Annotated in this window: 13 protein-coding genes; 10 read left to right on the top strand and 3 right to left on the bottom strand. The window is 62.0% G+C overall.

Annotated elements, in window-relative coordinates; all coding sequences use genetic code 11:
* Nucleotides 1-101: 101 nt before the first annotated feature.
* Both treA and N005_RS23145 read left to right on the top strand, forming a co-directional pair.
* Complete coding sequence (gene treA, locus N005_RS23150; RefSeq protein ID WP_047703315.1) at nt 102-1,724, top strand: alpha,alpha-trehalase TreA; 1,623 nt, start codon at nt 102-104, stop codon at nt 1,722-1,724.
* 76 nt (nt 1,725-1,800) lie between these two features.
* On the top strand, nt 1,801-2,283 hold the full coding sequence (locus tag N005_RS23145; protein ID WP_231983240.1) for a DUF488 domain-containing protein: 483 nt from the start codon (nt 1,801-1,803) through the stop codon (nt 2,281-2,283).
* Between the two features lie 32 nt (nt 2,284-2,315).
* On the opposite strand, the gene N005_RS23140 is transcribed toward N005_RS23145, so the two are convergent.
* Nucleotides 2,316-4,025: an amidase gene (locus N005_RS23140; protein ID WP_047703313.1), complete on the bottom strand. Its 1,710-nt coding sequence runs from the start codon at nt 4,023-4,025 to the stop codon at nt 2,316-2,318.
* A 456-nt stretch (nt 4,026-4,481) separates the two neighbouring features.
* Here N005_RS23140 and N005_RS23135 point away from each other — a divergent pair, with 456 nt between their 5' ends.
* Nucleotides 4,482-5,492: an ArsJ-associated glyceraldehyde-3-phosphate dehydrogenase gene (locus tag N005_RS23135; RefSeq protein WP_047703312.1), complete on the top strand. Its 1,011-nt coding sequence runs from the start codon at nt 4,482-4,484 to the stop codon at nt 5,490-5,492.
* Nucleotides 5,489-6,706: an organoarsenical effux MFS transporter ArsJ gene (arsJ, locus tag N005_RS23130; protein WP_047703311.1), complete on the top strand. Its 1,218-nt coding sequence runs from the start codon at nt 5,489-5,491 to the stop codon at nt 6,704-6,706. The genes N005_RS23135 and arsJ overlap by 4 nt, the downstream gene beginning before the upstream one ends.
* Here arsJ and N005_RS23125 read toward each other — a convergent pair whose 3' ends face one another.
* Nucleotides 6,707-7,126 carry a DUF6691 family protein gene (locus N005_RS23125; RefSeq protein ID WP_047703310.1) on the bottom strand — a complete coding sequence of 140 codons (420 nt, stop codon included), beginning with the start codon at nt 7,124-7,126 and terminating at the stop codon, nt 6,707-6,709.
* A 2-nt stretch (nt 7,127-7,128) separates the two neighbouring features.
* Nucleotides 7,129-7,563 carry a YeeE/YedE family protein gene (locus N005_RS23120; RefSeq protein WP_047703309.1) on the bottom strand — a complete coding sequence of 145 codons (435 nt, stop codon included), beginning with the start codon at nt 7,561-7,563 and terminating at the stop codon, nt 7,129-7,131.
* A 157-nt stretch (nt 7,564-7,720) separates the two neighbouring features.
* Here N005_RS23120 and N005_RS23115 point away from each other — a divergent pair, with 157 nt between their 5' ends.
* The 6 genes from N005_RS23115 (at nt 7,721) to N005_RS23090 (ending at nt 14,198) form a co-directional block, all read left to right on the top strand.
* The gene (locus tag N005_RS23115; RefSeq protein WP_047703308.1) at nt 7,721-8,452 is read left to right on the top strand and encodes a GntR family transcriptional regulator; all 732 of its coding nucleotides are present in this window, start codon (nt 7,721-7,723) and stop codon (nt 8,450-8,452) included.
* A gap of 134 nt (nt 8,453-8,586) precedes the next feature.
* Nucleotides 8,587-9,876, top strand: coding sequence for an MFS transporter (locus N005_RS23110; protein WP_047703307.1), 1,290 nt, complete (start codon nt 8,587-8,589; stop codon nt 9,874-9,876).
* The gene (locus tag N005_RS23105) at nt 9,869-10,726 is read left to right on the top strand and encodes an amidohydrolase family protein (protein ID WP_047703306.1); all 858 of its coding nucleotides are present in this window, start codon (nt 9,869-9,871) and stop codon (nt 10,724-10,726) included. Before N005_RS23110 ends, N005_RS23105 begins: the two co-directional genes overlap by 8 nt.
* 166 nt (nt 10,727-10,892) lie before the next feature.
* Nucleotides 10,893-13,067 carry a PAS domain-containing sensor histidine kinase gene (locus N005_RS23100; protein ID WP_047703305.1) on the top strand — a complete coding sequence of 725 codons (2,175 nt, stop codon included), beginning with the start codon at nt 10,893-10,895 and terminating at the stop codon, nt 13,065-13,067.
* Between the two features lie 2 nt (nt 13,068-13,069).
* The gene (locus tag N005_RS23095; protein WP_047703304.1) at nt 13,070-13,450 is read left to right on the top strand and encodes a response regulator; all 381 of its coding nucleotides are present in this window, start codon (nt 13,070-13,072) and stop codon (nt 13,448-13,450) included.
* Between the two features lie 229 nt (nt 13,451-13,679).
* Nucleotides 13,680-14,198 carry a hypothetical protein gene (locus N005_RS23090; protein WP_047703303.1) on the top strand — a complete coding sequence of 173 codons (519 nt, stop codon included), beginning with the start codon at nt 13,680-13,682 and terminating at the stop codon, nt 14,196-14,198.
* Nucleotides 14,199-14,245 lie beyond the last annotated feature (47 nt).

Here is a 14,245-nt window from a genome sequence, read left to right as displayed (position 1 = left end):
AGCGCGAATGACAAACGCCGTCGAACCCGCGATTTAAATGAACCCAGGGTCACTCCCTCCTGTCACTCGTTTGTCCAGGAACGACAACAGGGAGTCCACTGATGCGACCTTTGCATTTCACCAGCCTGTCCTTCGCCGTCGTGCTTTGCACGGCCTGTTCCAGTCAACCGCCGGCAACATGGAGCTACGCCGATGCCCGGGGCCGGGCGAACTCACCGCCTGACCAAGCCTACCCGGAGCTGTTCGAAGCGGTGCAGCGCGGCCAGCTGTTTACCGACCAGAAACACTTCGTCGACGCGCTGCCCAACCGCGACCCGGCGCAGATCCGTGCCGATTACCTGGCTCGCCGTGACGCCGCCGGCTTCGATCTCAAGGCCTTTGTGAAGGATAATTTCACCGAATCCGGTGAAGCCGAAAGCCCGGCGCCGAAACCCGGTGCGCCGATCCGGGAGCACATCGACAATCTCTGGCCGGTGCTGAGCCGTACCTATAGGGAAGTGCCTCGACACAGCAGCCTGCTGCCCTTGCCCCAGCCTTATGTGGTGCCGGGCGGGCGTTTTCGCGAGATGTATTACTGGGACTCCTATTTCACCATGCTCGGCCTGGAGCAAAGCGGCGACAAGGCCCAGGTGCGGCAGATGGTCGACAACTTCGCCTACATGATCGACACCTACGGCCATATCCCCAATGGTAACCGCACGTACTACTTGAGCCGGTCGCAGCCGCCGTTCTTTGCCTACATGGTGGAGTTGCAGGCGCACATCGAGGGTGACCAAGCCTACAGTCGATACCTGCCACAACTGCAAAAGGAATACGCCTACTGGATGGCCGGCGCACAGACACTCAAGCCCGGCGCGGCGACCCAGCATGTGGTCAAGCTGGCGGATGGCAGTGTGCTCAATCGCTACTGGGATGCCAGCCCGACACCGCGGCAGGAGTCGTGGTTGCAAGACGTCAAGACCGCCGGGCAGACGGACAGGCCGAAGCAGGAGGTCTGGCGTGACCTGCGTGCTGGGGCAGAAAGTGGCTGGGATTTCAGCTCCCGCTGGCTGGGCGACAGCAAGGACCTGACGACGATACGGACCACCTCCATCGTGCCGGTGGACCTGAACAGCCTGATGTATCACCTGGAACGCACCATCGCCAAAGGTTGCGAGACCGTCCGGAACCTGCCTTGCGTCCAGAACTATGGCCAGCGCGCCGACCAGCGCCAGCGTGCCATCGAACAACATATGTGGAAGGCCGATGGCGGTTACTACGTGGACTACGATTGGCAGCTGAAGCAGCAACGCCCCAACCTGACTGCTGCGACGTTGTTTCCGCTATACACCGGTCTGGCCTCGGCCGAGCGCGCAGGTCGTACTGCCGATGCGGTACGTTCAGGCTTGCTGCGTCCGGGGGGGATTGCGACGACCCAGGTCAGCAACGGCCAGCAGTGGGATGAGCCCAATGGCTGGGCACCGCTGCAATGGGTGGCGGTGGAAGGCTTGAGCCGTTATGGGCAAGCCGCGCTGGCGGAGCAGATTGGTACACGCTTTTTGCAGCAGGTGCAGAGCCTCTATCGCGACGAGGACAAACTGGTGGAGAAATACGACGTGTCCGGCGCGGGGCAGGGCGGCGGCGGGGGCGAATATGAGCTGCAGGATGGCTTCGGCTGGACCAATGGTGTCACGCTGAAGTTGTTGGAGAAATATGGCGTAAGCGCCGAATCCGGCAGCCATTGACCGTGCAGTTTCGAGGGGCTTGGTCATGAACAATGTTTATACGATAGGTCATTCGACCAGGACCCTCGAACAGTTCGTGGACACCATCGCAAGCTTCGGTATCGACACTGTGGTCGACGTGCGAACGGTTCCGCGATCGCGGACGAATCCCCAGTACAACCTGGATAGCTTGCCTGGAGAATTGGCCCGGCTTGGGATCAACCATGAGCAGATCGTGGAGTTGGGCGGGCTGCGAAAGAAGTCGAGCACCGTCCCCGAAGAAACCAACGGATTCTGGACCAATCGCAGTTTTCACAACTACGCCGACTATGCGCTCTCGGATGAGTTCGAGGCCGGTCTGAACCGGCTGCTGGCGCTCGGTGAAACCCAGCGGTGCGTCATCATGTGCGCGGAAGCGGTCTGGTGGCGCTGCCACCGCAGGATCATCGCCGATTATCTGTTGCTGCGTGACGTCGAGGTCATCCACATCATGGACAAGGATAAATCGAGCAAGGCGATATTGAACCCCGCCGCCAAGGCGCACGGCCTCAAGCTGACTTACCCGGCGTCGGACCAGTAGGGTGGTGGGTCAAGCTCCACCACCCTATAGCTTCAGCGAGTCGACAAGGGTGGCGTACGCGGCGGTACCCGGCGCTTCGACCCGGTCGCTTCGAACGCCGAGGCCAGGCGCAGCAGGTTCGAGTCGTCATAGGCGCGACCGGCAAACGTCAGCCCGACAGGCATACCGATGTCCGCCATGACGCCCATCGGCACGGTGACGGTAGGCACCCCCAGGTGGCGGATGGCGAGGTTGCCGTTGGCGACCCAGACGCCGTTGCTCCAGGCGATATCCGCGGAGACTGGGTTGACGTCGGCGTCCGCCGGCCCGACGTCGGCGACGGTGGGAAAGATCACCGCATCGAGTCCAAGCCGTTTCATCCAGTCTTCCAGGTCGATCTGACGGGTCTTTTCCAGCCCCCGCAGGCCGTCCGGTAACGTCGGGATCTGGTCCCACGGCGTGATGCCGCGCTCGGCCATTTTCACGTATTCGTCCATGCCGGCGGCCAGATCGTCCTCGCGATTGGGCAGGGTGCCCGGGTCGTGGGGGAAGATCAGCGGGCCGTTCACGTCGGCCAGGCGGTTGAGTTTCGGATCGCCGTTGGCCCGCAGGAAATCATCGAACGCCCAGGCTGACAGGTCCCACAGTTCGTGGTGGAGGAATTCCTTGGAAACCAGGCCACGGGTAAATACCGTCGGTGCGCCGGGGCGGTCGCCCTCGCAATTGGACACCAGCGGGAAATCCACTTCGATCACTTCGGCGCCGCAGGCTTCGAGGGCCTTGCGGGCTTCTTCCCAAAGGGCGATCACCGACGGCCGGGTGATGATGCGTTGCCCGGTCGGACCACCGATGCCAGGGGATTCGGCCGTGCCGGCGTCGGGATCGGCGTTGATGTACATGCGCGGGACGCCGAAGCGGATGCCTGCCAGGGCCTCGGAAGAGGCGGCGAGCGCGGGGTAGGAGGCGGGTCGCACGGCATCAACGCTCGGGATGGGCACCCAGGGTTGCAGGCGCCACAGGTCGCCCCGGGTGTCCGGGTCCTGCGCGACCACCACGTCCAGCACTTCCAGCAGATCGGCCATGGTCCGGGCATAAGGCACCACCACGTCCATCGTTGGCGTCAGCGGCCAGTTGCCGCGCACTGAAATCACGCCACGTGACGGTGTGTAGGCGCACAGGCCATTGTTCGAGGCCGGGCCGCGGCCGCTGGACCAGGTTTCCTCGGCCAGGCCGAATGCGGCGAAACTGGCCGCCGTTGCCGTGCCGGCGCCATTGGAAGAGCCGGAGGCAAAGGGTGCGGTGAGATAGTCGCCGTTGTACGGGCTCTCGGCGCGGCCGTAGACGCCGCGCTGCATGCCGCCGTTGGCCATGGGCGGCATATTGGTCTTGCCCAGGCAGATCGCCCCGGCACCGCGTAGCCGCTCGATGGTGAAGGCATCGCGGTAGGCAATCAGGTCCTTGAAGGCCGGGCTTCCCGAAGCGGCGGTGAGGCCTTTCACCAGGTAACTGTCCTTGGCGGTGTAGGGGATGCCGTCGAGCGGACCCAGGGTCTTGCCTTGGGCCCGGCGGGCATCGGACGCCCGCGCTTCGTTCAACGCCTCCGGGTTTCGTACCACCACCGCGTTCAGGGCGGTGGGCGTGTCCGGCCCATCGTAGGCTTCGATCCTGGCGAGGTAGGCCTGGACCAGCTCCACGGCTGTGGTCTGTCCGGACTCGAGCGCGGCGCGCAATTGGGCAATGGAAACTTCAGTGATTTCGATCATGCTGTTATCGCTGCGGATGACGAGAGATGGAGGTTGGACACCCTGGGCCTCTCAAAGTGGGTTCACATTCGATTGCCGTGCACTTTACCACCGCCATCGCGAGCAGGCTCGCTCCCACATTGGATCGGCGGTGGATGCATTACTTGCGTACGACACAGGGCCCCTGTGGGAGCCGGGCTTGTCCGCGAAGGCGGCGGTACATTCGACATGGATGCAAGCTGAACCACCGCCATCGCGAGCAGGCTCGCTCCCACATTGGATCGGTGGTGGATGCATTGCTTTTGTGCGACGCAGGGCCCCTGTGGGAGCGAGCCTGCTCGCGATGACGGCGGCACATCCAACATTCAGCTACCTGATCCACCGCTCTCCAATTTGCCCCCGCAATACCGGCGCGGGGGGCTTCCCATTACATACGGTAAAACATATATTCGGCTTTTCGCATATGAGCCAGACAACATGACGATCAAAGTGGGCATCAATGGTTTTGGCCGGATCGGTCGTCTCGCGATGCGGGCTGCCTGGCATTGGCCCGAATTCGAGTTTGTACAGGTCAACGACCCGGCCGGTGATGCGGCCACCCATGCGCATCTGTTGAACTTCGACTCCGTGCACGGCCGCTGGAATCACCAGGCCGACGCAGACGGCAACGACATCGTCATCGAGGGCCGGCGGGTCAAGGTGACGGCCAACAAGACCATCGCCGACACCGACTGGTCAGCCTGCGATCTGGTGATCGAGGCCAGCGGCAGGATGAAGACCGTCGCCGTGCTCCAGGCTTACCTCGACCAAGGCGTGAAACGTGTGGTGGTGAGCGCGCCGGTGAAGGAAAAGGGCGCGCTGAACATCGTCATGGGTGTCAATCACCACCTGTTCAAAGCCGCCGAACACCCCATTGTCACCGCCGCCTCCTGCACCACCAACTGCCTGGCCCCGGTGGTCAAGGTCATCCACGAAAAACTCGGCATCCGCCACGGCTCGATCACCACCATCCATGACCTGACCAACACCCAGAGCCTGCTCGATCAACCCCACAAGGACCTGCGCCGCGCCCGCGCCTCGGGCATGAGCCTGATCCCCACCAGCACCGGCTCGGCCACCGCCATCGCGGAAATCTTCCCCGAATTGCGTGGGCGCCTGAACGGCCACGCCGTGCGGGTGCCACTGGCCAATGCGTCGCTGACCGATTGCGTCTTCGAGGTCGAGCGAGCCACCACGGTAGAGGAAGTGAATCAATGGCTCAAGGACGCCGCCGAGAACGAATTGAAAGGCATCCTCGGTTTCGAAGAGCGGCCGCTGGTGTCCATCGACTACCGGACCGACCCAAGGTCATCCATCATCGATGCGCTGTCGACCCTGGTTGTCAACGGTACCCAGGTCAAGCTCTATGCCTGGTACGACAATGAGTGGGGCTATGCCAACCGTACCGTCGAGCTGGCGCGGATGGTCGGTCTGGCCGGGCATCCATGAGGACACTGGCGGCCCTTGCGCCAGAAGTGCGGCAGTATTTGCTCGTCACGGGTAACTACTGGGCGTTCACCCTCACCGACGGTGCCTTGCGCATGTTGGTGGTGCTGCACTTTCACGCGTTGGGCTACAGCCCGCTGCAGATTGCCGCGTTGTTCCTGTTCTACGAACTGTTCGGCGTCATCACCAACCTGGTGGGCGGCTATCTGGGGGCCCGGCTCGGTTTGAACCGAACCATGAACATCGGCCTGGGGATGCAGGTCGTGGCCTTGCTCATGTTGACGGTGCCGACGGTGTGGCTGAGCGTTCCCTGGGTCATGGCGGCCCAGGCCCTGTCCGGTATCGCCAAGGACCTGAACAAGATGAGTGCCAAAAGCACCCTCAAGCTTTTGGTCCCCGACGGGCAACAGGGCACGCTCTACCGGTGGGTGGCAGTGCTCACCGGCTCGAAGAATGCCCTCAAGGGCGTGGGGTTTTTCCTCGGTGGCGCCTTGTTGGCGTCGCTGGGGTTCAGGGGCGCGCTGCTGGCGATGGCCAGTGTGTTGGGGCTGATCTGGATCGGCAGCCTGATCCTGCTGGAGAGGGACCTGGGCAAGGCGAAAGCCAAGCCCAGGTTCCGCGACCTGCTGTCCAAGAGTCGCGCGATCAACCTCCTGTCGGCGGCACGGCTGTTCCTGTTCGGTGCCCGCGACGTCTGGTTCGTGGTGGCCTTGCCGGTCTACCTGAGCAGCGTCTTCGGCTGGGACTTCTGGAAGGTCGGCGGTTTCCTCGCCGCCTGGGTGATCGGCTACGGCCTCGTGCAGTCATGCGCGCCCTACGTCACCGGTAAAAAGCGCGGGCATGTACCGGACGGCCGCGGCGCGTTCCTCTGGGCGCTGGCCCTGGCGGGCCTGCCGATGGCTATTGCGCTGGGCCTGGGCACCGGGCTGTCGCAGCAGATGGTGCTGCTCGGCGGACTGGCGGTGTTCGGTGCGTTGTTCGCGGTGAATTCGTCCTTGCACAGCTACCTGATCGTGTCCTATGCCAAGGAGGATGGCGTGTCGCTGGACGTGGGCTTTTACTACATGTCCAACGCCATGGGCCGGTTAATCGGCACGCTGCTTTCCGGTTGGGTCTATCAGGTTCAGGGGCTGGAAGCATGCCTATGGATTTCCAGCGGTTTTGTCTTGCTCGCCGCGGTGATCTCCATGGCATTGCCCCGTCACGCGGATCATTGATCAACGGCGCGATCGGTTTTCCAATACAGAAAACACCGCCATGCCCGCCAGCATGGCCAAGGTGAAGACAACAATCTGCCAATGTCCGGTCAGCAGGGTGGTCACGGCGGGGCCGGGGCAGATGCCCGCGATGCCCCAGCCGACGCCGAACACCAGGCTGCCGCCGATCAGGCGCCGGTCCAGTTCGCGCTTGACCGGTAACTGCATCGTGGCTCCCAGCAGCGAGCGCGATTGCCGGCTCGCCCAGGCCAGCGGTCCGATGGCAACGCCAATCGCCCCGACCATCACCAAAGCCAGTGACGGGTCCCAGGCGCCACTCAAATCGAGGAAAGCCAACACCTTGGTCGGGTTGTTCATGCCCGCCAGCAACAAGCCGATGCCGAACAGCAGGCCGGCCACGAACGCAGTCAGTTTGCGCATGATCAAGCTCCCAACCCATGGCGCAGGACAAATACCGTCACGAAGCCGCAGAGCATGAAACACGCCGTGGCGACCATCGACCGCGGCGAGAGCCGTGAAATGCCGCACACGCCGTGACCGCTGGTGCAGCCCGAGCCGTAGCGGGTGCCGATACCGACCAACAAACCTGCGACAACCAGCCCGACCCAACCGGTCTGGAATTCGATCCGTGGCACGAAGGCGAACAAACCCCATACAAGCGGAGCAACGAGCAACCCCAGGAGAAACAGCACCTTCTCGCTTGCACCCTCGCGGCTGCGCTGCAAGAGGCCGCCAATCAACCCGCTGACCCCGGCAATGCGCCCATTTGCAACCACGAACAGGCTGGCGGCCAGGCCGATCAAGGCGCCGCCCGCAAGGGATGACCAAGGTGTGAAATTCAGCCAGTCGACGCTCATCAAGCTTCTCCGTTCATGGATTCCGGGCAAGCGTAGTGTACGCGAGCCGCGCCATTCGTCAGTTCTCTCCTGAACCCATTCTTGACAACCTCGTGGTCGGGGCGAATACTCGGCGCATATTCATATATATGACTAGATAACAAGGTGAATAAAGTCGATGAAAGCCCTTCCCAGCGATGTCCGCTTGCCGCTTTATCAACGTCTGCGCGACCAGTTGGCTGAGCAGATCGCCAATAATCGCTGGCGTCCGGGAGAAGCGATTCCCACTGAGGCGGCGCTTTCGGCGGAGTATCAGTTGTCTACCGGCACCGTGCGCAAGGCGGTCGATGCGTTGGTCAGCGAGGGCATCCTCGAGCGTCAGCAAGGGCGCGGTACTTTCATTCGACGGCCTCAGTTCCAGTCTTCGTTGTTCCGCTTCTTCCGGTTTCAAAGTGCGTCGGGCGAACGGCGGGTTCCAGAGAGTCGTATCCTGTCCGTCGAACCGGTGGCTGCCCCATCGGCGGTGGCGCAGGCATTGGGATTACCCGTCGACGCGCCGGTGATCCGCATCGTTCGTGTGCGTCTGCTGGAGGTCGAGCCGGTGCTTGCCGAAGAGATCTGGTTGCCACGCAGTCGCTTTCAACCGCTGCTCGACATCGACCTGAGCCAGAAAGGGCCGCTGCTTTATCCCATCTACGAAGAAACCTGCGGCCAGGTAGTCGCCTATGCCGAAGAAACCCTCACTGCCGAATCGGTGAATGACGTTCACGCGCGTTTGCTGCAGGTGCCGGTCAACAGCGCGGTCGTGGTGATCGAGCGCCTGGCGCGGGACTACGCCGGCAACCCACTGGAGTGGCGACGCTCTCGCGGGCATGCCGAGCATTTCCGCTACAGCGTGGAAATCCGTTGACCATGCCGGATTAACGGGACACCCGGCGGCGCGTCGTTAGCCGCAGCTTTCACCGTTGTATTTGCCATCACTGGCCCTGTAGCGGCGCGGTTCGCTCTCGGCTGCCTTTCGTTCTGCTTATAAGGATAAGAATCATGTTCAGCTGGTATCGCCAAGTCACTGCGCGGGAGCGCAAAACGTTCTGGGCCTGTTTCGGCGGATGGTCGCTCGACGCGCTGGAAGTGCAGATGTTCGGCCTGGCGATACCGGCGCTGATCGCTGCGTTTGCCTTGTCCAAGGGGGATGCGGGGTTGATCAGCGGCGTGACCCTGGTGACCTCGGCTCTCGGCGGCTGGGTCGGCGGCACGTTGTCGGACCGCTACGGCCGGGTGCGCACGCTGCAATGGATGATTCTGTGGTTCTCGTTCTTCACCTTCCTGTCCGCGTTCGTCACCGGGTTTCACCAGCTGTTGGTCGTCAAGGCGTTGCAGGGCTTCGGCATCGGTGGAGAGTGGGCCGCCGGTGCGGTGCTGATGGCCGAAACCATCAATCCCAAGTACCGCGGCAAAGTCATGGGCACGGTACAAAGCGCCTGGGCAGTGGGTTGGGGGCTGGCGGTCGGGGTCTTCACGCTGATCTACTCGTTCGTGCCCCAGGACATGGCCTGGCGGGTGATGTTCATCGTCGGCCTGCTGCCGTCGTTCCTGATCATTTGGGTCCGGCGCAATGTCGAGGAACCGGACAGTTTCCAGCGCCTGCAAAAAGAACAGGCCATCCCGCAGAGTTTCTTCAAATCCCTGGCTGGCATCTTTCGCCCTGAATTGATCCGCGTGACGCTGTTCGGCGGGTTGCTGGGGCTGGGAGCCCATGGCGGTTATCACGCGGTGATGACCTGGCTGCCGACCTTCCTCAAGACCGAACGCAACCTGTCGGTGCTCAACTCCGGCGGCTATCTGGCGGTTATCATCTTCGCCTTCTGGTGTGGTTGCGTGGTCAGCGGCTTGTTGATCGATCGCATTGGTCGTCGCAAGAACATCGTGCTGTTCGCGCTGTGCTGCGTGGTGACGGTGCAGTGCTACGTGTTCCTGCCGCTGAGCAACACGCAGATGCTGTTCCTGGGGTTTCCGCTCGGCTTCTTTGCCGCCGGCATTCCGGCGAGCCTTGGTGCGTTGTTCAACGAATTGTACCCGGCGGATGTACGCGGCGCCGGCGTGGGGTTCTGCTACAACTTCGGCCGGGTGCTTTCGGCGGTGTTTCCTTTTCTGGTCGGCCACATGAGCGATTCCATGTCCCTGGGATCAGCCATTGGCATTGACGCAGGGATTGCCTACGGCGTAGCGGTGCTCGCGGCACTGTGTCTTCCGGAAACCCGCGGACGCCACCTTGAAGCCGCCACTGCGCCGGCAAATGCCCCGGCTGACGGTAACGAGCGTGCCCATGCCTGACGCGTTTTCTACCCCGATCACCGGCATCGACTCCCATGCCCATGTGTTCAGCCGAGGGCTGGAGTTGACTTCCGAGCGGCGCTACACACCTGACTATGACGCGACGCTCGGCCAGTATCTGCAACACCTGCAAGCCCATGGCCTGAGCCATGGCGTCCTGGTGCAGCCAAGTTTCCTCGGCACGGATAACCGCTATCTGCTGGCCGCGCTCCAGCAGGCACCGCGGCAATTGCGTGGGGTCGTGGTACTGGAGCGGGACGCCAGCCGTACCGAGATGGATAACATGGCTCGCCTGGGCGTGGTCGGCGTTCGTCTGAATCTGATGGGCAAGGAGCTGCCTGATTTTCGCGACGCGGCCTGGCAGGGCTTCTTCGGCCACTTGGCTGAGTTGGACTGGCATGTCGAGTTGCACCGCAGCGTGGAGGACCTGCCAGGACTGATTCGCCAACTGCTGCCGTTTGACATCAGGCTGGTGGTCGATCACTTCGGTCGCCCGAACTCGCGCCTGGGGCTCGAGCAACCGGGTTTTACCGAGTTGCTGGCGCTGGGCTCGAGCGGACAAGTATGGATGAAAGTGTCAGGCATCTACCGATTGGCCGGGACCGATCACCAGAACCTCGAATTCGCCCGCGTCTCCTTGGCTTTGCTGGAGCAGAGTTTCGGCCCGCGCCGGCTGGTATGGGGCAGTGACTGGCCGCATACTCAGCATGAACAAACCGTTGGCTTCGAGACGGTAATGGGGCAGTTGCGCGCGCTGGGGTGTTCGGCGACGCTGATGCAGGCGTTGATGGTGCACGCGCCGCGAACATTGTTCGGTTTTCGAGACGCAGGGACTGTGGTGCCAAGTTAACCTGAACTCATACGGCGAATAGGGATCTAGAATCCATTGTAGTTGTATGCAAGGTACTCCCCACCTGAATTCAGACTGCGTTATTTGGGCCGGATGAGCCGGTCCGGATACACACAGGGGGCGATGGACAGCAAGGCAGGTTAGCCAGGTGGATCGAGGATCACTGATGTCGAACGTTGAAGAACTTCCCAGGGAAACGCTGGCGCCGAGCGAGTACGACAGCCTGGTTTCGATTGGCACGAATGCGCTCGAAGCCATTCCCGGTGCGGTGTATCTGTGCGACCGCGAGGGTTGGCTCGTCAGGTACAACAGTGAGGCGACTGAATTGTGGGGGCGCAGGCCGGAACTCGGTGTGAACGGCGATCGCTTCTGTGGTTCTCATCGATTGTTCCTGACCGATGGTACGCCGCTGGCGTTCGAGGATTGCCCGACGGCCTCGGCGCTCCGAACGGGGAGTGTGACGCGCAACCAGGAAATCGTCATCCAGCGTCCGGACGGGTCGCGATTCGTGGCACTCATGAACATCCGCGCCCTGAGAGACCGGTGCGGCGTCGTTCAAGGGGCGATCAATTGCTTCCAGGACATATCCGCACAGCACGCCATGGCCGAGGAGCTTCGGCGCAAGAGCGCCGACCTCGAAGATTTCTTCGAAAACAGCGCCGTGGGCTTGCATATCGTCAGTGGCGAGGGCGTCATCCTGCGCGCCAACAAGGCCGAACTGGCCCTGCTGGGTTACTCGGAAGAGGAGTACATCGGTCGTCCTATCGCCGAGTTTCATGTCGATGAGCCGGTCATTGGCGACATTCTCAATAAACTGGGCAGCGGTGATTGCCTGGAGAGCTATCCGGCGCGCTTGCGGGCCAAGGATGGTTCCATCAAGTATGTCTCGATCACGTCGAATGGACGGTTCGAGGAAGGAAAACTCTTCAATACCCGCTGTTTCACCATTGACATGACTTGTGTTCATGTCGCCGAGGCGGCGCGCCAGGAGAGCGACGACAGGCTTTCGGCCACCTACGAGGCGGCGACCATCGGCATTGCCGAGGCCGACGAGGACGGTCGCCTGCTGCGGGTAAACGATGCCCTCTGCCGTATGCTGGGCCGTACTCGCGAACAACTGCTGGCGATGACATTCCTGGACTATACCCATCCGGACAGCGTCGGGCAGGACGCGGCCCTGTACGCACGCCAGGTTGCCGGCGAACTGGACAATTACGTGCTGCGCAAGCGCGCGTTCAAGCTCGATGGCGAGATCGTCTACCTCGACATCCACAGTTCGTCGGTACGCGATGCCGACGGCGAGTTCCGCTATGGCGTGCGGGTGTTGCAGGACGTCACCCTTGCGCAGCGCATGGAAGACCAGGTTCGCGAGAGCGAGCGGCAACTGCGCAATGTACTCGAAGCAATGCCCGCTGCGGTCTACACCACTGATGCAGAAGGCCGTATCACTTTCTATAACCGTGCGGCTGTCGAGCTGTCGGGACGCACGCCCGAATTGGGCGATATGTGGTGCGTGACCTGGAAGCTGTTCAACACCGACGGAAGTCCGCTTCCCCACGACCAATGCCCCATGGCGGTGGCGTTGAAGGAAAACCGGGCGATTCGAGGTGCCGAGGCTATCGCCGAACGGCCGGATGGAACCCGTGTGCCGTTCAATCCCTATCCCACGCCCCTGCATGACGCCGATGGCAACGTTGTGGGCGCGATCAACATGCTGGTGGATATTACCGAGCGCAAGCAAGCGGAAAACCGCCAGAAGACCTTGATCGACGAGCTCAATCACCGGGTCAAGAACACCTTGGCCACGGTGCAATCCCTGGCGGCCCAGACCGCACGTAACGCCGAGGATGCGAAAGATGGCTATCGGCGGTTCGAAGCCCGGTTGCTGGCGCTGTCGCGGGCCCATGACCTGCTGACGAAGCGGCACTGGGAAAGTACTCCCCTGGACGCCCTGGCCAATGAGGTGCTGATGCCGGTCTTCGGGCTCGAGCCCGATCGCATCACGATCGAAGGCGCGAGTATCGACGTCGGCACCCGGGTGGCGCTCAACTTCACGATGACTCTCAACGAACTGGCGATCAACGCGCTCAAATATGGCTCGATGTCCGTCGAGACGGGTACGCTTTTGGTGACCTGGGACCTGCAACCCCAACCCAACGGCACCTTGTTGACCCTGGACTGGCGCGAGCAGGACGGCCCGCCCGTGGCTCGACCGGAGCGCGAAGGGCTGGGGTCACGGTTGATGAAGCGCTGCATCGAGCGTGACCTGGGCGGCAAGTTCGACCTGATGTTCGCCCCGGAGGGCGTTTGCTGTCGTTTCTCGTTTCTGATCGGAGCCTAGGCATGCCTCCATTCGCTGGCGTCAGGGTGCTCGTCGTCGAAGACGAAGGCGCGGTTGCCATGTTGATCGAGGAAATGCTGGAGGATTTCGGCTGCGAAGTCGTGGCTTCGGTGGCCCGGCTCGCCACCGCCCAGGATCAGGCAAGTACAGCACTCGTCGACCTGGCTATCCTGGACGTCAACCTGGCCGGCGAGCGGGTTTTTCCGGTGGCCGAGATCCTGCGCAATCGTGGCATCCCGTTCTTGTTCAGCACCGGATACGGTGCCAGCGGAGTTCCGGACGATTTCGCCGGGTATCCGGTTCTGCACAAGCCGTTTTCGGAAAGCGAGTTGCTGCAGCGGATGACCCTGGCGTTGAGGCATCGCGCGTCGACGTCGGCGTGATTCCCTTCTGTAAGCTGATCCACCGCTATCGCGAGCAGGCTCGCTCCCACAGTTTCCGAGGGGTTCACAGAAGCGGCGTCCACCACCAATCCCCCTGTGGGAGCGAGCCTGCTCGCGATAGCGGCGGCACATTCAATCAAGCCGCGCCCGGGCAATGGCAGGCTGATCAACCATGCTATTGATGCGCTACTATTCGCGCTCACCTCCCGTATCTCGGATTTTTCCCCTTATGAAATTGCACCTGCTTACCGCCAGTCTGTTCCTCGCCTGTACCCTGACTCATGCCGCCGAGCCAAAGTCTCTTCCAAAACCTCTGGAGGAACAGGTCGGGCATCTGGTGGCGCTCCTCAAGGACAGCTACGCCACCGGCTACCCTGAAGCGACGTTGGTGCAGACGCTGGGTACCGGGGAGGACAGCGAAGTGACGCTTGCAGTGTTCACCATCGAAGGTTTTGGCATGGGCAACAATTACAGCCAATACCTGGCGGCCTTTACCCCTGAAGAAAACGAAGAAGGCCAGCAGCACTACAGCTTGCTGGACGTGATTCGCATCGGCGGGGACAGCTGGCGTTCGATCGATAAGCTCAATGCCAAACTGGTCAGCGATCCGGCGGGTGAGCAGACGTTGATCGATATTCCGGTCATGGAAAATACCGACGACGATGCGCCGAATTTTCCTAGCCGGGCGGCCACCATTCACCTGTCGCTGGACGGGTCGCAGTCGCTGCGGTTGGTGGAGCTGAAGTAGCAGCGGGTATCACTGCTGGAAAGCGCTACAGAACCTGTGGGAGCTGA

The sequence above is a fragment of the Pseudomonas mediterranea CFBP 5447 genome, from assembly GCF_000774145.1.
GTDB lineage: Bacteria > Pseudomonadota > Gammaproteobacteria > Pseudomonadales > Pseudomonadaceae > Aquipseudomonas > Aquipseudomonas mediterranea.
The sequence above is the reverse complement of the archived record's forward strand: the minus strand, read 5'-3'. Positions and strand labels throughout refer to the sequence as shown.

What these genes read in the sequence shown, in the direction of transcription:
- treA (WP_047703315.1), top strand. Translation starts at nt 102, where the DNA reads ATGCGACCTTTGCATTTCACCAGCCTGTCCTTCGCCGTCGTGCTTTGC.
- N005_RS23140 (WP_047703313.1), bottom strand. Translation starts at nt 4,025, where the DNA reads ATGATCGAAATCACTGAAGTTTCCATTGCCCAATTGCGCGCCGCGCTC.
- N005_RS23135 (WP_047703312.1), top strand. Translation starts at nt 4,482, where the DNA reads ATGACGATCAAAGTGGGCATCAATGGTTTTGGCCGGATCGGTCGTCTC.
- arsJ (WP_047703311.1), top strand. Translation starts at nt 5,489, where the DNA reads ATGAGGACACTGGCGGCCCTTGCGCCAGAAGTGCGGCAGTATTTGCTC.
- N005_RS23125 (WP_047703310.1), bottom strand. Translation starts at nt 7,126, where the DNA reads ATGCGCAAACTGACTGCGTTCGTGGCCGGCCTGCTGTTCGGCATCGGC.
- N005_RS23120 (WP_047703309.1), bottom strand. Translation starts at nt 7,563, where the DNA reads ATGAGCGTCGACTGGCTGAATTTCACACCTTGGTCATCCCTTGCGGGC.
- N005_RS23115 (WP_047703308.1), top strand. Translation starts at nt 7,721, where the DNA reads ATGAAAGCCCTTCCCAGCGATGTCCGCTTGCCGCTTTATCAACGTCTG.
- N005_RS23110 (WP_047703307.1), top strand. Translation starts at nt 8,587, where the DNA reads ATGTTCAGCTGGTATCGCCAAGTCACTGCGCGGGAGCGCAAAACGTTC.
- N005_RS23105 (WP_047703306.1), top strand. Translation starts at nt 9,869, where the DNA reads ATGCCTGACGCGTTTTCTACCCCGATCACCGGCATCGACTCCCATGCC.
- N005_RS23100 (WP_047703305.1), top strand. Translation starts at nt 10,893, where the DNA reads ATGTCGAACGTTGAAGAACTTCCCAGGGAAACGCTGGCGCCGAGCGAG.
- N005_RS23095 (WP_047703304.1), top strand. Translation starts at nt 13,070, where the DNA reads ATGCCTCCATTCGCTGGCGTCAGGGTGCTCGTCGTCGAAGACGAAGGC.
- N005_RS23090 (WP_047703303.1), top strand. Translation starts at nt 13,680, where the DNA reads ATGAAATTGCACCTGCTTACCGCCAGTCTGTTCCTCGCCTGTACCCTG.